The 17,812-nt window shown below is 65.3% G+C and carries 17 protein-coding genes; 10 read left to right on the forward strand and 7 right to left on the reverse strand.

Annotated elements, in window-relative coordinates; all coding sequences use genetic code 11:
- Positions 1-5 precede the first annotated feature (5 nt).
- Entirely contained in the window at positions 6-641 is a 636-nt protein-coding gene (locus tag ACEQZY_RS05010) for a LysE family translocator (RefSeq protein ID WP_370152741.1), read from the forward strand.
- Here the strand turns inward: ACEQZY_RS05010 and rnd are convergent, their stop codons facing one another.
- Positions 642-1,808, reverse strand: a complete 1,167-nt coding sequence (gene rnd, locus ACEQZY_RS05015) for a ribonuclease D (RefSeq protein WP_370152743.1) — start codon at positions 1,806-1,808, stop codon at positions 642-644.
- Between the two features lie 168 nt (positions 1,809-1,976).
- Between rnd and aspS the strand changes: the two genes are divergently transcribed.
- From aspS to ACEQZY_RS05030, 3 genes are all read left to right on the forward strand, one after another.
- Entirely contained in the window at positions 1,977-3,764 is a 1,788-nt protein-coding gene (gene aspS / locus ACEQZY_RS05020) for an aspartate--tRNA ligase (RefSeq protein ID WP_370152745.1), read from the forward strand.
- 20 nt (positions 3,765-3,784) lie between these two features.
- Positions 3,785-4,417, forward strand: a complete 633-nt coding sequence (locus tag ACEQZY_RS05025; RefSeq protein ID WP_370152747.1) for a MarC family protein — start codon at positions 3,785-3,787, stop codon at positions 4,415-4,417.
- 89 nt (positions 4,418-4,506) lie between these two features.
- Positions 4,507-5,454, forward strand: coding sequence for an alpha/beta hydrolase (locus tag ACEQZY_RS05030; protein ID WP_341704282.1), 948 nt, complete (start codon positions 4,507-4,509; stop codon positions 5,452-5,454).
- Here the strand turns inward: ACEQZY_RS05030 and ACEQZY_RS05035 are convergent.
- Positions 5,451-5,843, reverse strand: coding sequence for a CAP domain-containing protein (locus tag ACEQZY_RS05035; RefSeq protein ID WP_370152748.1), 393 nt, complete (start codon positions 5,841-5,843; stop codon positions 5,451-5,453). The two genes, ACEQZY_RS05030 and ACEQZY_RS05035, sit on opposite strands and share 4 nt — an antisense overlap.
- A gap of 185 nt (positions 5,844-6,028) precedes the next feature.
- Positions 6,029-9,691 (reverse strand): vitamin B12-dependent ribonucleotide reductase, encoded by a 3,663-nt coding sequence (locus ACEQZY_RS05040; RefSeq protein WP_341703355.1) that lies wholly within the window; start codon positions 9,689-9,691, stop codon positions 6,029-6,031.
- A 248-nt stretch (positions 9,692-9,939) separates the two neighbouring features.
- Between ACEQZY_RS05040 and ACEQZY_RS05045 the strand changes: the two genes are divergently transcribed.
- The 5 genes from ACEQZY_RS05045 to ACEQZY_RS05065 all read left to right on the forward strand — a co-directional run bounded on the left by ACEQZY_RS05045 (position 9,940) and on the right by ACEQZY_RS05065 (position 12,626).
- Positions 9,940-10,506, forward strand: a complete 567-nt coding sequence (locus ACEQZY_RS05045) for a hypothetical protein (RefSeq protein ID WP_341703354.1) — start codon at positions 9,940-9,942, stop codon at positions 10,504-10,506.
- 14 nt (positions 10,507-10,520) lie between these two features.
- Positions 10,521-11,144: an HD domain-containing protein gene (locus tag ACEQZY_RS05050; protein ID WP_341703353.1), complete on the forward strand. Its 624-nt coding sequence runs from the start codon at positions 10,521-10,523 to the stop codon at positions 11,142-11,144.
- Between the two features lie 124 nt (positions 11,145-11,268).
- The gene (locus tag ACEQZY_RS05055; protein ID WP_341703352.1) at positions 11,269-11,610 is read left to right on the forward strand and encodes an NADH:ubiquinone oxidoreductase subunit NDUFA12; all 342 of its coding nucleotides are present in this window, start codon (positions 11,269-11,271) and stop codon (positions 11,608-11,610) included.
- 49 nt (positions 11,611-11,659) lie between these two features.
- Complete coding sequence (gene mlaD, locus ACEQZY_RS05060; RefSeq protein ID WP_341703351.1) at positions 11,660-12,175, forward strand: outer membrane lipid asymmetry maintenance protein MlaD; 516 nt, start codon at positions 11,660-11,662, stop codon at positions 12,173-12,175.
- A gap of 4 nt (positions 12,176-12,179) precedes the next feature.
- Positions 12,180-12,626, forward strand: a complete 447-nt coding sequence (locus tag ACEQZY_RS05065; protein ID WP_341703350.1) for a DUF2155 domain-containing protein — start codon at positions 12,180-12,182, stop codon at positions 12,624-12,626.
- Here the strand turns inward: ACEQZY_RS05065 and aat are convergent.
- From aat to aroQ, 4 genes are read right to left on the reverse strand one after another with little or no spacing between them, the layout of a single operon-like run.
- Positions 12,563-13,234: a leucyl/phenylalanyl-tRNA--protein transferase gene (gene aat / locus ACEQZY_RS05070; RefSeq protein WP_341703349.1), complete on the reverse strand. Its 672-nt coding sequence runs from the start codon at positions 13,232-13,234 to the stop codon at positions 12,563-12,565. The two genes, ACEQZY_RS05065 and aat, sit on opposite strands and share 64 nt — an antisense overlap.
- A gap of 52 nt (positions 13,235-13,286) precedes the next feature.
- The gene (gene accC, locus ACEQZY_RS05075) at positions 13,287-14,630 is read right to left on the reverse strand and encodes an acetyl-CoA carboxylase biotin carboxylase subunit (RefSeq protein WP_341703348.1); all 1,344 of its coding nucleotides are present in this window, start codon (positions 14,628-14,630) and stop codon (positions 13,287-13,289) included.
- Positions 14,631-14,643: 13 nt separating this feature from the next.
- On the reverse strand, positions 14,644-15,132 hold the full coding sequence (gene accB, locus ACEQZY_RS05080; RefSeq protein ID WP_341703347.1) for an acetyl-CoA carboxylase biotin carboxyl carrier protein: 489 nt from the start codon (positions 15,130-15,132) through the stop codon (positions 14,644-14,646).
- A gap of 45 nt (positions 15,133-15,177) precedes the next feature.
- Positions 15,178-15,654 carry a type II 3-dehydroquinate dehydratase gene (gene aroQ / locus ACEQZY_RS05085; protein WP_341703346.1) on the reverse strand — a complete coding sequence of 159 codons (477 nt, stop codon included), beginning with the start codon at positions 15,652-15,654 and terminating at the stop codon, positions 15,178-15,180.
- A 235-nt stretch (positions 15,655-15,889) separates the two neighbouring features.
- Here aroQ and ACEQZY_RS05090 point away from each other — a divergent pair, with 235 nt between their 5' ends.
- Entirely contained in the window at positions 15,890-17,701 is a 1,812-nt protein-coding gene (locus ACEQZY_RS05090) for a sensor histidine kinase (protein WP_370152752.1), read from the forward strand.
- Positions 17,702-17,812 lie beyond the last annotated feature (111 nt).

Below are 17,812 nucleotides of genomic sequence, written 5' to 3' on the forward strand. Positions count from 1 at the left end.
GTGCGATGCCGTCGCTCGACCTGATGCTCGCCTTTGCTGCGGCCACCGCGATTTTCGCTTATATGCCCGGCCCTGCTATGCTTTATGCCGCGGCGCAGACCATGACGCGCGGCCGGCGTGGCGGTCTGATGGCGGCGTTCGGCATCCATTGCGGCGGCTATGTGCATGTGCTGGGTGCGGTCTTTGGCCTATCGGCACTGTTCGAACTGGTGCCGCCACTTTACCTGGCAGTGAAAATCGGCGGTGCGCTTTACCTGGCCTGGCTCGGCGTGTCGCTGCTTCGACATCGTGACCAGGACAGTGCCGCGTCCCAGCTCGCTCCGAACAGCCCTAGGCGCGCCTTTCTCGACAGCATTGTCGTCGAAATCCTGAATCCCAAGGCAGCGATTTTCTTTCTCGCTTTCCTGCCGCAATTTGTGGACCCGGCGGCGGCCTTTCCTGTCTGGCTGCAGTTCTTGCTGCTCGGCATTGTGGTGAATGCGGCCTTTTCTTCGGCAGACCTCGCTACCGTGCTGCTTGCCGACCGGGCCATGATGCATCTGCGCGGCAGCAAGCGCGTGCAGCGGCTGATCTGCTGGTGCGGTGGCATCATCCTGGTCGGGCTGAGTATCCGTTTGGCGACCGCGAAGGCCGCTGGCTGACTAGCCTTTCAGTTCGACCAGCCTGATCTTGCTGCCATTGGCAGCCAGTGCCAGTTCCCCATGCTTCAGGCGCAGGGCGTCGCTGCCGAACAATTCGCGGCGCCAGCCCTGCATGGCCGGCACATCGGCATTGTCGTCGGCGGCAATCTTGTCGAGATCGGCCGAGCTGGCGACCAGCTTCTGGGCCACGTCATGCTGGTCGCATTTCATCTTCAGCAGCACTTTCAGCAGCTCGACCAGCGGCCCGATTCCGCGCGGCAGCTCGGGCTCGCGCTCGACCGCCGGCCAGCTGTCTCTCGGTGCCGCCAGCTTGGCGGCGATGGCGGTCAGCAGGCCGGTGCCCATCTTGCCTTCGGCAAAGCCCTTCGACAGGCCGCGCATGCGTTCGAGGTCGTCCGGGCTTTTCGGTGGATGGGCGGCGATTTCCATCAGCGATTCGTCGCGCAGGATGCGCTGGCGGGGAATGTCGCGGTTGCGGGCCTCGACCTCGCGCCAGGCGGCGGCGGCCTGCAGCACGGCAAGGTATTCCGGCTTGGTGGTGCGCGGCTTCAGCCGCTTCCAGGCATTCTCCGGCGGCAGATCGTAAGTGGCAGGATCGGCGAGGATCGCCATCTCCGCATCCAGCCAGTTGGCCCGTCCGGACTTTTCCAGCCGGGCGGCCAGCTTCTCGTAGGCCTTGCGCAGGTGGGTGACGTCGGAGAGGGCGTAGCGGGTCTGCTTTTCGGTCAGCGGCCGGCGTGCCCAGTCGGTGAAGCGTGACGACTTGTCGATCTGGGCATTGGCCAGCTTGGCGGCCAGCTGCTCGTAGGAGACCTGGTCGCCGAAGCCGCAGACCATGGCGGCGACCTGGGTATCGAACAGCGGCGCCGGCACTTCGCCCATCAGCTTGGTGAAGATTTCCAGGTCCTGCCGGGCGGCATGGAACACTTTCAGAACCGACCGGTTGCGCAGCAGGGCGAAGAGCGGCTCCAGCGACAGGCCGTCGGCCAGCGGGTCGATCACCCGGGCCTCGTCGGGGCCGGCGATCTGGATCAGGCAGACCTTCGGCCAGTAGGTGGTTTCCCGCATGAACTCGGTATCCACGGTCACATAGGAGGCCGTGGCGAGGCCGGCACAGAAACGGGTCAGGTCGTCGGTGGAGACAATCGGGGTCGGATCGGCATGCATGACAGGGCTGATAGCATGGCCGGGCCGTCTGCCCAATGGCCGGGCAGGTGCAGGGCGGCGGATTTTACCCTAGGATCGGTCTTGACTTTCAGGCCCCGACAGGGCCTGTTCCCCCTCTATTTTCACGGTTTTCCTGCGGATTCCCGCCCAAGCTTGCTGAAGGTTGCCATGTCCCGTTACCGCACCCATACCTGTGGTCAGCTGCGTCCCGAACAGGTCGGCAGCGAGGTCAAGCTGGCCGGCTGGGTCCACCGCAAGCGGGATCACGGCAACCTGCTGTTCATTGACCTGCGCGACCATTACGGCGTCACCCAGTGCGTCACCGAAACCGGCGCCCCGGCCTTTGCCGCCATGGAGGCCCTGCGCTCGGAATACGTGGTCAGCGTCACCGGCAAGGTGGTGGCCCGCACCGCCGAAACCATGAACCCGAACCTGCCGACCGGCGGCATCGAGGTCGTGGTTTCGCAGATCGAGGTGCTGGGCGAGGCGGCCGACCTGCCGATGCCGGTGTTCGGCGAGCAGGAATACCCGGAAGACATCCGCCTGAAGTACCGCTTCCTCGACCTGCGGCGCGAGCGGCTGCACAACAACATCATCCTGCGCAGCAAGGTGATCTCCTCGATCCGCCGCCGCATGACCGATCAGGGCTTCATGGAATTCCAGACCCCGATCCTGACGGCGTCGTCGCCGGAAGGCGCGCGCGACTTCCTGGTGCCGAGCCGCCTGCATCCCGGCCGCTTCTACGCCCTGCCGCAGGCGCCGCAGCAGTTCAAGCAGCTGATCATGGTGTCGGGCTTCGACCGCTATTTCCAGATCGCGCCCTGCTTCCGCGACGAGGATGCCCGCAAGGACCGCAGCCCGGGCGAATTCTACCAGCTCGATGTCGAAATGAGCTTCGTCGAGCAGGACGACGTGTTCAACGCCGTCGGTCCGGTGATCCATGGCGTGTTCCAGGAATTCGCCAATGGCCGCGACTGCGGCCCGGTGGATTTCCCGCGCATCCCGTATCGCGAAGCGATGCTGAAATACGGTTCCGACAAGCCGGACCTGCGCAACCCGATCCTTCTGGCCGATGTGACCGAGGTGTTCCGCGGCTCCGGCTTCGGCGTGTTCGTGCGCAATATCGAGAACGGTGCGGTCGTGCGTGGCATTCCGGCGCCAGGTGCGGCCGGCCGGCCGCGCAGCTTCTTCGACAAGATGAACGACTGGGCGCGCCAGGAAGGCGCCGCCGGACTGGGCTATATCATCTTCGACAACGGCGAAGCCAAGGGGCCCATCGCCAAGTTCCTCGATGCCGACCGTGTCGCGCTGCTGAAGCAGCTCGGCAACGTCAAGGACGGCGACGCGATCTTCTTCGCCTGCGACAAGGAACTGCCGGCCGCGAAACTGGCCGGCCAGGCCCGCATCCGCATCGGCGACGAGCTGGACATCTGCGAGAAGAACGTCTTCAAATTCTGCTGGATCGTTGACTTCCCGATGTTCGAGTATAACGAGGATGAGAAGAAGATCGATTTCAGTCACAATCCCTTCTCGATGCCGCAGGGCGGCCTCGAAGCGCTGAACACGCAGGACCCGCTGACCATCAACGCCTTCCAGTATGACATCGTCTGCAACGGCGTCGAACTGTCATCCGGTGCGATCCGGAATCACAAGCCCGAGATCATGTACAAGGCCTTCGAGATCGCCGGTTACGGCCCCGAGGTCGTGGAAGGCAAGTTCGGCGGCATGCTGAATGCGTTCAAGTATGGCGCGCCGCCGCATGGTGGCATCGCGCCGGGCATCGACCGCATCGTCATGCTGCTGGCCGACGAGCCGAATATCCGCGAGATCGTGCTGTTTCCGATGAACCAGCAGGCGCAGGACCTGATGATGCAGGCGCCCAGCGAAGTGACGATGAAGCAGCTGCGCGAGCTGCATATCCGCGTCGTTGCCCCCGACGCGGAAAAGAAATCCTGATCATGTGACGGCGGTGCGACATGCTCGACACTCTCGATTATGTCCGCTTCGCCGTCACCCTGTTCTCGATTCTCGACCCTTTCGCGGCAATCCCGTTATTTCTGCTGCTGACTGACGGCCGTTCGGCGAAATACCGGGCCGGCACCGCACGCACCGCCGCACTGGCCGTGTTCGTCTGCCTGGTGGTGGCCGGATTTTCCGGCGACCTGATCCTGCGGCTGCTGGGCACCAGTCTGCCGGCTTTCCAGGTCGGCGGTGGCATCGTGCTGTTCATGATGTCGCTCAGCATGATCAATGCCAAGCTCAGTCCCCAGCAGCAGACACCGGAAGAAAGCGCGGAAGCCGGCGACCGCGAGGCGGTCGGCGTGGTGCCGCTGGCATTGCCGCTGCTGGTCGGTCCCGGGTCGATTTCCGCAACGGTAATCCACATGCAGAAGGGGCATGGCTGGGTGCATGATGCTCTCAGCGTGGGGGTGCTGGCCATGATCTGCCTGGCAGTCTGGGTGGTGCTGAAGGCGGCCGAACCGATCGGCAACCGACTCGGCCAGACCGGCCTGAACATCCTCAACCGCATTTTCGGCTTGCTGCTCGCCGCGGTAGCGGTTCAAATCTTCGCCAACGGGTTGCGCGGCCTGTTTCCCGGCCTCGGCTGAGGCGGTCGCGCATATCCGGCAACGGAATGCCGGTCTCAGAGCCGCCAGTATCAGAGCGACCGGTATCAGAACAGAAAGTACGCCTCGCCATGCTGGACAAAGAAGCGCAAGCCTTCCTCGAAGCCGTCAGGCTGGCCAACCGGCCGGACTTTTCGACCATGTCGCCGGCTGATGCCCGCAAGCTCTACAAGGAAACCCGTGGTGCGGTGACGCCGGAGCCGCCCGAGATGTCGGAGGTCGACAACCTTGCGGCACCCGGCCCGCATGGTCCGATCCCGCTGCGGTATTACCGGCCGGCCGGACTGCCGAAGCGGGAAGCGCTGCCGGTGCTGGTCTTCTATCACGGCGGCGGCTGGGTGATCGGCGATCTCGATACCCATGACGTGGTCTGCCGCCTGCTGGCGACGGAAGCGCGCTGTGCCGTGGTTTCGGTCGATTACCGCATGGGACCCGAGGCGAAATTTCCGGTGGCGGTGGATGATGCCTATGCCGCCGCGAAATGGGTGGCCGAGGAGGCGAGGTTCCTCCGCGTCGATGCGGCGCGGCTGGCGGTGGGGGGTGATTCAGCTGGCGGCAATCTCGCCGCGGTGGTCAGCCTGCTGGCGCGCGACAGGGGGCATGTGCCGAAGATCGCCTACCAGCTGCTGATCTATCCCGGCACCGACATGTACATGGACACCGACTCGCATCGCCGTTACGGCGAGGGGCATCTCTTGACCCGCACGGCAATGGACTGGTTCCAGCAGCAGTATCTGAACGGCCCGCAGGATCGCGACGACTGGCGGGCTTCGCCGCTGCGTGCGAAAGAGCTCAAAGGTCTGCCGCCGGCCTATGTGCTGGTGGCTGGCCATGACCCGCTGCGTGACGAGGGCGAGGCCTATGCCATGGCCATGAAGAAGGCAGGGGTTCCGGTGGTCTTCCGCGAATTTCCCGGCCAGATCCATGGTTTCGTCGTGCTGGGCAAGGTGCTGCCGCAGGCTGGCCAGGCCATCGCGGAGATGGGCGTGGCGCTCAGGCTGGCCTTCGAGCAGGCCTAGGGCCTCTCGCGCCCCAGCACCAGCACCCACTGCTCGCGCCGCGGATCGGCGGCATCGGTTCGGCGGTCGGCGCCCATCAGCGTCGCCTCGGGCTGCAGCAGGTTGGCGCGGTGGCCGGGACTGCCCATCCACAACCGGACCGCTTCGGCGGCATCGCAGGCGCAGACCGCCAGATTCTCCGCGCCGGAGCGGTAGGGGAAGTCGGCGGCGCGCAGCCGGGCCGCCAGGTCGCTGCCGTCGCAGCCGGTATGGCTGAGGACGCCGCAGACCTGCAGGTCCTGGCCATGGCGGGCGGCGGCGGCGGCCAGCCGTTCATCCCAGGACAGCGGCGGCAGGCCGTGCTGCTGCCGTGCGGCATTCACCGCCAGCAGGATGGGCGGTGCCGGCATCGGTGCGGGCCTGGCCTGATGGGCGGGTGCCGGAGCGGCCTGCGGGCTGGCGGCTGGCGGGGCTGGTGCCGGGGCGCAGGCCGCCGGCAGGGCCAGCAGGAACAGCAGGCGGGCGCAAACAAGGAACCCCGACCGCCTGTTCTGGGCGGCCGGGGTTTTCTCTGGAGGAGAGAACTTGTGCAGGATTACGAACAGCCGGTGGTGCTGCCGCAGCTGTCGCATTTCAGGCAGGTGCCATTGCGCACCAGGGTGAAGTTGCCGCATTCGGGACAGGCATCGCCTTCGTAGCCCTTCATGCGGGCCTCGGCGATACGCTCCATCGTCTTGTCCATGGTGCCGAGCGGTGCCGAAATCTCGACACGGGTGTGGCTGTCGGCCGAAACATGCATGACGGGACCGCCCACCGAAGGGCCATCGGTGCCGGTGGCCTGCAGCTCCGCGGTGGCGGTGCGGCCGGCTCCGCCCTTCAGCACATAGAGGTTGGAGCGGATATAGCCGTTGGACGCCACCTTGATGATCTCATTCTCGACCTGGACTTTCGCCGCGGCCGGGATTTCCTTCTGGCCCAGGGCATCGTGGCGCAGGTCGTCGGGCTGGACATGGGCCAGATCCGTGCGGCCCAGATAGCTGACCGCCAGCTCGCGGAACACGTAGTCGAGGATCGAGGTCGACATCTTGATGACGTCGTTGCCCTCCACCATGCCCGACGGCTCGAAGCGGGTGAAGGTGAAGGCATCGACGAATTCCTCCAGCGGCACGCCATACTGCAGGCCGATGGAAATGGCGATGGCGAAATTGTTCATCAGGCTGCGGAAGGCGGCGCCTTCCTTGTGCATGTCGATGAAGATCTCGCCCAGCTTGCCTTCGTCGTATTCGCCGGTACGCAGATAGACCTTGTGGCCGCCGACCACGGCCTTCTGGGTATAGCCCTTGCGGCGCAGGGGCAGCTTCTGCCGGCCGGCGATGTGCTTCTCGACGATGCGCTCGGCGATGATCTGGGCGCGCTGGGCGGCCGGGGCCTCGGCAATCTGCTCGGCGACGGTCTCTGCCACGGCGTCGTCGGCCGCATCATCCTCCAGCATCTGCGCCTGCAGCGGCTGGCTCAGTTTGGATCCGTCACGATACAGCGCGATCGCCTTGCAGCCGAGTTTCCATGCCAGCATGTAGGCCAGCTTGCAATCCTCGACCGAGGCGAGGTTCGGCATGTTGATGGTCTTGGAAATGGCGCCGGTGATGAAGGGCTGCGCCGCCGCCATCATGCGGATATGGCTTTCGGCCGACAGGAAGCGGGTGCCTTCCTTGCCGCAGGGATTGGCACAGTCGAAGACCGGCAGATGCATCTCGCGCAGGCCGGGCGCGCCTTCCAGCGTCATCGCGCCGCAGCAGTAGAGATTGGCGGCGGCGATCTCGGCCGCAGTGAAGCCCAGTGCGGACAGCAGGTCGAAAGCCGGGTCGCTGGCCTGCTCGTCGGTGAAGCCGAGCGCGCGGCAGGCCTCGATGCCGAGCGTCCAGCGGTTGAGCACGAACTTGATGTCGAAGGCGCCGCGCAGGCCCTTTTCGACCCTGGCGAGATCGGCGTCGGTCAGGCCCTTCGCCTTCAGCGTCTCGTGGTTGATGCCGGGCGCATCCTTCAGGGTGCCGTGGCCGACCGCATAGTCGACAATGGCTGCGATCTGGCCTTCGTTGTAACCCAGCGTGCGCAGGGCAAGCGGCACCGTGCGGTTGATGATCTTGAAATAGCCGCCGCCGGCCAGCTTCTTGAACTTTACCAGCGCGAAATCCGGCTCGATGCCGGTGGTGTCGCAGTCCATCACCAGGCCGATGGTGCCGGTGGGGGCGATCACGCTGACCTGGGCATTGCGGAAGCCGTGTTCGCTGCCCAGCTCCAGTGCCTGGTCCCAAGCCTGTTCGGCTGCGGCGAGCAGGGCGGCATCGCCGCAGCTGGCATGATCCAGCGGCACCGGCGCGGTGGCGATGTCCTCATAGCCGAAATGGTCTCCCTGGGCAGCGCGGCGATGGTTGCGGATCACCTTCAGCATGGCGTCGGCATTGGCCGCATAGCCGGGGAAGGGGCCGAGTTCGCCGGCCATTTCGGCTGAAGTGGCGTAGGATACGCCGGTCATCAGCGCGGAGATGGCGCCACAGAGCGCGCGGCCCTGGTCGCTGTCGTAGGAATGACCGCAGGACATCAGCAGCGCGCCGAGATTGGCATAGCCGAGGCCGAGCGTGCGGAACCTGTAGGATCGCTCGGCAATCTCGCGGCTGGGGAACTGTGCCATCAGCACGCTGATTTCCAGCGTCACGGTCCACAGCCGCACGGCATGCTGGAACCCGGCCACATCGAAGCGGCCATCGGCCTGGCGGAAGCACATCAGGTTCAGCGAGGCAAGGTTGCAGGCCGTGTCGTCAAGGAACATGTATTCCGAGCACGGATTCGACGCGTTGATGCGGCCGTCGGCCGGGCAGGTATGCCAGTCGTTGATGCTGGTATCGAACTGGATGCCCGGATCGGCGGAGGCCCAGGCGGCATGGCCGACGCGTTCCCACAGATCGCGGGCCTTGACGGTCTTGGCGACCTTGCCGTCGACACGACGGGTCAGGGTCCAGTCGCGGTCCAGCTCGACGGCACGCAGGAAGTCGTCCGACACGCGTACCGAGTTATTGGAATTCTGCCCCGAGACGGAGAGATAGGCATCGGAATCCCAGTCGGTGTCGTAGGTCGGGAAGTCGATCTCGGTATAGCCCTGCCTGGCAAACTGGATGACGCGCTGGATGTAGTTTTCGGGCAGCATCGCCTTGCGCGCGGCAACGATTTCGCGGCGCAGCTTCGCATTCTTCTTCGGATCATAACCGGCATCGCCGTTATTGGCTTCGCAGGCCTGCATGATGGCATTCAGGTGCCGGTTGGCCAGCTTGGAGCCGGCCACCAGTGCGGCCACCTTCTGCTCTTCGATGACCTTCCAGTCGATGAACTGTTCGATATCCGGATGGTCGATGTCGCAGATCACCATTTTGGCGGCGCGGCGCGTGGTGCCGCCTGACTTGATGGCGCCGGCGGCACGGTCGCCGATCTTCAGGAAGCTCATCAGGCCTGACGACTTGCCGCCGCCGGCCAGTCGCTCGTTTTCACCGCGCAGCTTCGAGAAGTTGCTGCCGGTGCCCGAGCCGTATTTGAACAGGCGTGCCTCGCGCACCCACAGGTCCATGATGCCGCCGTCGTTGACGAGGTCGTCCTGTACCGACTGGATGAAGCAGGCATGGGGCTGCGGATGTTCGTAGGCCGAGGCCGAGCGGGTCAGCTCGCCGGTTCTGAAATCGACATAGTGATGGCCCTGGGCCGGGCCGTCGATGCCATAGGCCCAGTGCAGGCCAGTGTTGAACCATTGCGGCGAGTTCGGCGCGGCGATCTGTGCGGCCAGCATGAAGCGCATCTCGTCGAAATAGGCAGCAGCGTCTTCCTCGCTGTCGAAATAGCCGCCCTTCCAGCCCCAGTAGGCCCAGGTGCCGGCCAGCCGGTCGAACACCTCGCGGCCGCTCATCTCCTGGGTGGTGCGGTCCTTCTCGGGCAGGGCAGCCAGCGCCTCGGCATCGGCCTCGCGCCGCCACAGGAATTCGGGCACGTCCTCCTCGGGGACGGCGCGCAGTGCGACCGGCACGCCGGCGCGGCGGAAATACTTCTGGGCCAGCACGTCGGCGGCCACCTGCGACCACTGGGCCGGCACCTCCAGCTGGTCGAGACGGAACACGGTGCTGCCATCGGGATTGCGGATTTCGCTGGCGGTTGTCTTCCATTCCAGGCCCGCATAAGCATCGTCGCCTGCCACCGTGAAATACCGCTGGATACGCATCGCGTGATTCTCCCCGCCCGGTTCGAGTCGCCTAATCAAAACAACATGTTGTGGTCTCTGCAGGCGACCGGTCTGGGCGAAAAAACCCAACATCTAGCGCCATTCTGCCGCAACGGTTGCTAAATCTAGGTGAACGGGGTCCGCAGGGTCAACCAAACATACCCCCGTATATGGTAGATTTCTGATTTGACAGGGTTTTGCCATATTCCCCCTGTCAGATGACTCGTTGAGTTAGTGAGGATTCGCCGATGCGTCGCGCCTTTGTTCTTGCCGGCCTGTTTTTTCTGGTCCTGGCGGCCCTGCCGGCCGGGGCCCAGACCGCGCCCGGTGCCGGCGGCGGCAAAGCGGCCACGCGCGCCGCCGCGGAGCGGCTGATGACCACCATCGGGCTGGAAAAACGGGTCGATACCATCGTGCAGTTGTATCTGAACTTCCTGCCGGCCGAGACGCCGGAACAGAAGGCGCGCAGCACCACCCTGAAGGAGCGGGCGCCGACAGCCGGCCCGCGCTTCCGCAGCGCCGTGGTCAATGCGGCAGCGGCCAGCTACACCCGTGGCGAGTTGGATGCGCTGGATGCCTATTTCGCCAGCGGCGAGGGTCAGCGGTTGCTGACCACGGCGATCACCCGGGCCGTGCTCGGGCTGGGCAGCAGGGGCCAGGTGAAGGGCAGCGACATCCTGCGGCCGGAGGACCTGCCGCGCGACAACCCGGCGCTGCAGGCGGCGGCGGCGAAATACCCGGCCTTCGAGGGCAGCGCCAGGGCCGAGCTGGCCCGCGAATTCGCCCAGGAAATCGCCCTGATCACCGCGCGATGAAGGAGGCCGCGGTCATGGACCGGATGTCTGACGATATCGACACCGCCGACCGCCTGCACCGGCAGGTCGGTTTCATCCTCGAGATCGACAAGCTGAAGCTGATCCTGCGGCGAACCCTGCTGATCGACAGGTCTCGGCGCGAGAACGACGCCGAGCATTCCTGGCACCTGGCGATGATGGCCATGGTGCTGGCGGAATATGCCGAACCGGGCGTCGATATCGGCCGGGTGATCCGGATGCTGCTGCTGCATGACCTGGTCGAGATCGATGCCGGTGACACCTTCCTCTACGACGCGGTGGCCGAAGCGGACAAGGAAGCCCGGGAACAGCAGGCGGCCGAACGCCTGTTCGGCCTGCTGCCGGACGGGCAGGGCGATGGCTTCCGCGCCTTATGGGACGAATTCGAGGCACGCGAGACCGCCGATGCCCGTTTCGCCCGGGCGCTCGACCGGGTCCAGCCGATGCTGCACAACTTCCACACCGAGGGTGGCACCTGGCGCGAATACGGCGTCACTCTTGATCAGGTCCGCAGCCGCAAGCGGCTGATCGCCGATGCCTCGCCACGGCTCTGGGCCTATGTCGAGGCGCTGCTGGACGAGGCCGTGCGGCGCGGCTATCTGGCTGAAAAGAGGGCCTGATCCAGGTATTCCGGGACCCCTTCCGGCACGGCCGGGCAGGCGGGCAGGGCTTGCTTGCCCGGGGCCGGGATGCCATAGTCCGGCCGACTTTCGGCTATGGATTCCGCGTGAGGCAGGCACCCCCATGAGTCTTCTCGGCACCAAGCTCTTCACCTGGTGGAAGGGCGAGCTGGTCGGCAAGGACCAGTTCGGCAACCGCTACTTCCGCGAGAAGGGCGGCCGCCGGCGCTGGGTGATCTTCAAGGGCCTGCCGGAAGCCTCGAAGGTACCGCCGGAATGGCACGCCTGGCTGCATCACACGGTGGACGACGCGCCGGTACACGGTGTCGAACACAAGCCGTGGGAGAAGGAGCACCTGCCGAACCTGTCGGGTACGCCTTTCGCCTACCGGCCGCAGGGCAGTGTCGCCAAGGGCGGCGAACGCCCGCATGCCACCGGTGACTACCAGGCCTGGCAGCCGGAATAGCCGGCATGCCGGCATCACGCATCACGGTCAGTGACAGAGGAAGGGCAGCATGAGCGGCAATCTGGTGGAAACCCTGATTGGTGCGGTGGTGCTTGCCGTCGCCGGTTTCTTTCTGGCCTTCGCCTATTCTACCGCCGGCGTCGGCAGCGGCCGTGTCTCGGGCTATGAACTGCAGGCCCGCTTCAGCCGCGCCGACGGTCTGGTTACCGGCGGCGATGTGCGGCTCAGCGGCATCAAGATCGGCACCATTACGGGCCAGAAGCTCGACCCCAAGAGCTACGATGCGGTCATCACCTTCACCGTCGACAGCCGTTACCAGCTGCCAGAGGACACGGCGGTGAAGATCGCCTCCGAGGGCCTGCTCGGCGGCAACTATCTGTCGGTCGAGCCCGGCGGCAGCGAAACCATGCTGAAGCCCGGTGCCGCCGTGCAGTTCACCCAGGGATCGGTGAATCTGATGGATCTGATCGGCCAGGCGATCTTCAGCGCCACCGGCGCCGGCGGGTCGAAGGAACCGAAGGATGATGCCCCCCCGGGGCTGACGCCGGCACCGACGGCCAACTGACCGCGTGACGGTTTTCCTGTATCGCACTGCCGCGTTTCTGCTGCTGACGGCCAGTCTGGCCACGGCCGGCCGGCCGGCCGTTGCGCAGACGCCGCCGGACAACACGCCGGAATACCCTTCGTCCCCGCTGCCGGTGACGGTGCTGCAGGGGCTCGACAAGATCACGGCCCGCATCTACACCTTCGAGGCGCCGGTCGGCGAGACGATCGGCTTCGGCACCCTGAAGGTGACGGTCCGGGTCTGTCGCAAGCGGCCGCCGGAATATCCGCCGGAAAGCGCCGCCTATCTGGATATCGTCGAACAACGGCCCGGCGAGCAGCCAGTGGAACGCTTCCATGGCTGGATGTTCGCATCCACGCCGGCGCTCAATTCACTTGAGCACCCCGTCTACGATGTCTGGGTGATCGACTGCAAGGCGGCGCCCGGCGGCACTTCTGCCCCGAAGCAGTAGAAATCGCCCTGCCGTGCCAGTGCGGCGGCCAGCAATTCCAGATACTCGGCACGGGGAATTTCAAGCGCGCCGAACTGCGTCAGGTGCCGGGTGACGAACTGGGTGTCGAGCAGGCGGAAGCCGCCGGCTTTCAGGCGTGCCACCAGATGGACCAGTGCCAGCTTCGAGGCATCGGTCTGCCGGCTGAACATGCTCTCGCCGAAAAATGCCGCGCCGATGCGTACGCCATACAGCCCGCCCACCATCCGGTCCTCGGCATCGTAGGTTTCGATGCTGTGGGCGAAACCCATGCGGTGCAGGCCGGTATAGGCCTCGCGGATGGCCGCATTGATCCAGGTATTCTGCCGCAGCGGATGGTCGGTCGGCTCGGCACAGGCGGCGATCACACCGGCAAAATTGCGGTCGGCGACGACGCGGAAACGGCTGCTGCGGACTACCCGGGCGAGGCGGCGCGGCAGATGGAAGCGTTCCAGGGGCAGGATGCCGCGATGCCGCGGATAGACCCAGTAATAGCCGGGATCCTCGGCGGAATCGGCCATGGGGAAATAGCCGCGGGCATACGCCTGCAGCAGCAGATTCGGGGTCAGCGCTTCCTGACGATGGCTCATCACCGGACAGATTACGGCAGCCCGGGCCGCGCGTCAGCCGGCACCGGCGCGGTCAGCCCTGGCGGGCGATGAATTCTTCCAGCCAGTGAATGTCGTAGGCGCCGTTGACGAAGTCGGGCTCGTTGATCAGGGCCAGATGCAGCGGGATGGTCGTCTCGAGGCCGCCGATAACATATTCCTCCAGCGACCGGCGCAACCGCATCAGGCACTCGTTGCGGTTGGTCCCGTGCACGATCAGCTTGCCGATCAGGCTGTCGTAGTGCGGCGGGATCTGGTAGCCGCTGTACAGCGCGCTGTCGACCCGCACGCCGAGGCCGCCGGGCATGTGGTATTCGGTCACCCGGCCGGGCGAGGGCGCGAAGGTGCGCGGGTTCTCGGCATTGATGCGGCACTCGATGGCGTGACCGCTGAATTTGATATCGTCCTGGGTGTAACCGAGCGGGGCGCCGGCGGCGATGCGCAACTGTTCGCGCACCAGGTCGAGGCCGGTGATCGCCTCGGTCACTGGATGCTCCACCTGCAGGCGGGTGTTCATCTCGATGAAATAGAATTCGCCGTTCTCGTACAGGAACTCGATGGTGCCGGCGCCGCGGTAGTTCAGCTTGGCAATCGCCTTGGCGGCGATGTCGCCGATTTTCCTGCGCTGAGCCTCGTTCAGCGCAGGCGAGCGCGCTTCCTCCAGTACCTTCTGGTGGCGCCGCTGCAGCGAGCAGTCGCGTTCGCCCAGATGCACGGCGCTGCCCTGGCCGTCGCCGAATATCTGGATCTCGATATGGCGCGGGCGGGCCAGGTATTTCTCGACATAGACTTGGTCGTTGCCGAAGGCGTTGCGCGCCTCGGTGCGGGCCTGCGCCAGTGCCGGGCCGAATTCCTCTGGCGACCGCACCACCTTCATGCCGCGGCCACCGCCGCCGGCGGTGGCCTTGATCAGCACCGGATAGCCCATCTCGGCCGCCAGCTTCAGGCCCTGTGCCTCGTCCTCGACGGCTCCCTTCGAGCCGGGCACGACCGGAATGCCGAGATCGCGCGCCGCTTCCTTGGCGGTGATCTTGTCGCCCATCAGCTTGATATGCTCGGAGGTCGGGCCGATGAAGACGATATCGTGGGCCTCGACGATCTCGGCAAACTTGGCATTCTCCGACAGGAAGCCATAGCCAGGGTGGATCGCGTCGGCGCCGGTGATCTCGGCGGCCGAGATGATCGCCGGAATGTTCAGGTAACTCTGGTTCGAGGGCGGCGGGCCGATGCAGACGGATTCATCGGCGATGCGCACATGCATGGCATCGGCATCGGCGGTGGAATGCACCGCCACGGTGTGGATGCCCATCTCCTTGCAGGCGCGATGGATGCGGAGCGCGATCTCGCCGCGGTTGGCGATCAGCACCTTGTCAAACATGGTGCGGACCGCCTTACTCGATGATCATCAGCACCTGGCCGAATTCGACCGGCTGCTGGTTCTCGATCAGGATGCGGCTGACCCGGCCGCCCTTGGGGGCGGTGATCGGGTTCATGGTCTTCATCGCCTCGACGATCAGCAGCGTCTGGCCGGCATTCACGGTGTCGCCGACCTTCACGAAGGCGGCGGCGCCCGGCTCGGCAGCCACGTAGACCGTCCCAACCATCGGCGACTTCACTGCGCCCGGGTGCCCGCCAAGGTCATCGGCGGCAGGCGTGCCCGCCGTGGTGGCAGCAGGGGCGGCAGCCATGGCCGGGGCCGGGGCATAGACCGGGGCGGCAATGCTGCCTCCCTTGGTGACGCGCACCTTCAGCGCGCCCTCGCTCCATTCGATCTCGGTCAGACCGGTCTCGTTCAGCAGGTCCGCCAGATCGCGGATCATCTGCTGATCGATACGGCTGCTGGCGGACTTGCTGTCCTTGTCCTTCGGCGCCGAGGCCATGGGATACTCCTTAGTCGATGTCCAATAATGCGTGGTGTTGCAGGATCAGGCCGGTTCTGCCAGCGCTTCCAGTGCCAGCACATAGCCCTTCGGGCCGAGGCCGCAGATCACGCCCCTGGCCGCCAGTGATATATAGGAATGGTGGCGGAAACTTTCACGCCGGAAGATGTTGGAAAGATGGACTTCCATCACCGGTTTTTCTGCCGCCGTCAGGGCGTCGAGCAGGGCCACCGAGGTATGGGTGTAAGCGCCGGCATTGATGACGATGCCGCAGGCCTTCTCGCGCGCTTCCTGGATCCAGTCGACCAGTTCGCCCTCGTGGTTGCTCTGGCGGAACACGAGGGCAAGACCGAGCCTGGTGCAGGTCTTGCGGCACAGAGCCTCGACATCTGCCAGGGTGTCGCGGCCGTAGATTTCGGGCTGGCGTTTGCCCAGCAGGTTCAGGTTGGGGCCGTTCAGCACGTAGACGGTGCGGCCTGCTGCGCGTCCGCTGCGACCAGCCTTGTCCCGTTGCTTTGCCATGCGTCGAATCGCTCCATCCGGCCGGCTGCCGGCCCGAGCGCCTGCCGTACACCATCGGCTGGCGCCGGGCAACCCGTTGGCCCGGTGCCGGCCCGGCGAGGGGGCGGCGGATGATAACCGGCCAGTTCGTTTTTTGTTTCCCGGAGGGTCGTCGGCCGGAAGGCCGGGCCGGAAAGGCTTTCGCGCAGAATACTGCAGCTATACCCGCGCTGCGGTTGTGGTTAATCTGGCCGCGATGACCTTCCACTCCCGCACGTTGCTGCTTGCCGCCTGGGGCTTTGGCCTGGCGGTGTATGTGGTCGGGCAGGTTGGCCTCATCGGGTTTCCCTATCTGGAGGCGGCCTGGACGGATCTGGCCTGGCTGCTGGCGGCGGCGGCGGCGGCGGTTTCGGCCTGGCAGGCCTGGCGCAGCAGCCTGCTGCGCAGCGATGCCAGGGCGTGGTTTGTCATCATGCTGGCCTGCCTGCTGTGGCTCGGCGGACAGCTGATCTGGACCTGGCTGGAACTGGTCACGCGACAGTTCACGCCCTTTCCCTCCCCGGCGGACTGGTTCTTCCTGCCCTTTGCCCCAGTCTTCGCACTGGGCATCGCCCTGTACAGGCCGCTGCGTGGCCGGCCCGGGGTTACGGTGCAGCAGGTCTGCAACCTGCTGATCCTGCTCTGCGGCCTGCTGATCGCCGTGCCGCTGCTGCTGTCCGACCGCTTGCGCGTGACACAACTGCCGGCCGATGCGGTGGCGCTGGCACTGGTCTATCTCGTGGTGTATCTGGCGGCGCTGCTGTTCGGCTTCTTCTGCTATGGCGTTTTCCGCTGGGGGCCAAAGCGGCTGCCGCTGCTGCTGCTGCTGCTGGGCATTATCCTGCACGGACTGGTGACGAGTGCCTATTGTGCCAGCCTTCTCGACAGCACATTCAGCAGCGGCGACAGCATTTCAATATTCTGGCTGATCGCATTCGGGTTCATTTCATGGGCCGCCCTTGAATACCGCCTGCGCCGGGATGTCATTGCCACGGCCGGCAGCGATAAGGCGGGGCGGGGGCTTTACGTGTTCGACCGGTTGCTGCCGGTCGGGGTGATCGCGGTTCTGGTCGCCCTGGTCTTCTGGCGGCATGACGATATCGATGTGGCCATCATGCCATGGCTGCTGCCGCCAGCAGCCCTGCTGGTGGTGGTGCTGGCTGTGCGGGAATGGTTCGGTTACCGGGCGGATCTGGCCATGTACCGTGCCTCGGTGGCGGCGGCAGCAGCACTGGCCGCCAGCGAGCAGGAAGCCCAGTCGGCCCGCCGGGTCGCTGAGGAAGCCAATCGTGCCAAATCGCAGTTTCTGGCCCATATGAGCCACGAGCTGCGGACGCCGCTGAATGCGGTGATCGGTTTTTCCGAAATCCTGACCCAGCAGATGTTCGGCCCGCTCGGCGAACGCTACCGGGAATATGCGGCCAGCATCCTCGACAGCGGCCGTCACCTGCTGGCCGTGATCAACGACATTCTCGATCTCTCCAAGGTCGAGGCCGGACATTACGAACTGGTCGAAAGCCTCGTCGATATCGAGGGTGTGACCGAGCAGGTGCGCGGCTTGCTGCGTGAGCAGCTGCAGGCGGGCCGGCTGGAGCTGCACGTCGCGTGCGATCCCGACCTGCCGCTGGTCTGGGGTGATGAGCGGCTGCTGCGGCAGATCCTGCTCAATCTGGTGGGCAATGCCATCAAGTTCACGCCGGCACAGGGGCGGATCAGCATGCGGGCCGAACTGGCCGAGCAGGGAGCCCTGCGGGTGCTGGTGCAGGACAGCGGCATCGGCATGTCCGAGGCGGATCTCGAACGGGCGCTGGTCCCTTTCGGGCAGGCTTCCGGGGTCCTGGCCCGCAAGGTGCAGGGCACCGGGCTTGGCCTGCCACTGGCCAGACAGTTCGTGCGGCTGCATGGCGGCGACCTGGTGATCCGCAGCCAGCCCGGAAAGGGGACTGAGATCGCCGTGCTGGTGCCGCGGGAACGCCTGCGCCAGCCCAGCGTCGCCTTTACTAGTGCTAGAACGGGTTCGGATATTTAAACCACCCTTAAGGGTGGTGGTGCAATCCGAAATACCCGTTAATGGCTGTATTCCGCGAAATATTAAGTGGTGTTATGCTTAATGCATGGTTGACGCCGTCACGGGTCGAGC

The organism is Ferrovibrio sp. (assembly GCF_964218355.1).
Taxonomy (GTDB): domain Bacteria; phylum Pseudomonadota; class Alphaproteobacteria; order Ferrovibrionales; family Ferrovibrionaceae; genus Ferrovibrio.

Coding starts and splice junctions, on each gene's coding strand:
- ACEQZY_RS05010 (WP_370152741.1), top strand. CDS start 6: ATGCCGTCGCTCGACCTGATGCTCGCCTTTGCTGCGGCCACCGCGATT.
- rnd (WP_370152743.1), bottom strand. CDS start 1,808: ATGCATGCCGATCCGACCCCGATTGTCTCCACCGACGACCTGACCCGT.
- aspS (WP_370152745.1), top strand. CDS start 1,977: ATGTCCCGTTACCGCACCCATACCTGTGGTCAGCTGCGTCCCGAACAG.
- ACEQZY_RS05025 (WP_370152747.1), top strand. CDS start 3,785: ATGCTCGACACTCTCGATTATGTCCGCTTCGCCGTCACCCTGTTCTCG.
- ACEQZY_RS05030 (WP_341704282.1), top strand. CDS start 4,507: ATGCTGGACAAAGAAGCGCAAGCCTTCCTCGAAGCCGTCAGGCTGGCC.
- ACEQZY_RS05035 (WP_370152748.1), bottom strand. CDS start 5,843: ATGCCGGCACCGCCCATCCTGCTGGCGGTGAATGCCGCACGGCAGCAG.
- ACEQZY_RS05040 (WP_341703355.1), bottom strand. CDS start 9,691: ATGCGTATCCAGCGGTATTTCACGGTGGCAGGCGACGATGCTTATGCG.
- ACEQZY_RS05045 (WP_341703354.1), top strand. CDS start 9,940: ATGCGTCGCGCCTTTGTTCTTGCCGGCCTGTTTTTTCTGGTCCTGGCG.
- ACEQZY_RS05050 (WP_341703353.1), top strand. CDS start 10,521: ATGGACCGGATGTCTGACGATATCGACACCGCCGACCGCCTGCACCGG.
- ACEQZY_RS05055 (WP_341703352.1), top strand. CDS start 11,269: ATGAGTCTTCTCGGCACCAAGCTCTTCACCTGGTGGAAGGGCGAGCTG.
- mlaD (WP_341703351.1), top strand. CDS start 11,660: ATGAGCGGCAATCTGGTGGAAACCCTGATTGGTGCGGTGGTGCTTGCC.
- aat (WP_341703349.1), bottom strand. CDS start 13,234: ATGAGCCATCGTCAGGAAGCGCTGACCCCGAATCTGCTGCTGCAGGCG.
- accC (WP_341703348.1), bottom strand. CDS start 14,630: ATGTTTGACAAGGTGCTGATCGCCAACCGCGGCGAGATCGCGCTCCGC.
- accB (WP_341703347.1), bottom strand. CDS start 15,132: ATGGCCTCGGCGCCGAAGGACAAGGACAGCAAGTCCGCCAGCAGCCGT.
- aroQ (WP_341703346.1), bottom strand. CDS start 15,654: ATGGCAAAGCAACGGGACAAGGCTGGTCGCAGCGGACGCGCAGCAGGC.
- ACEQZY_RS05090 (WP_370152752.1), top strand. CDS start 15,890: ATGACCTTCCACTCCCGCACGTTGCTGCTTGCCGCCTGGGGCTTTGGC.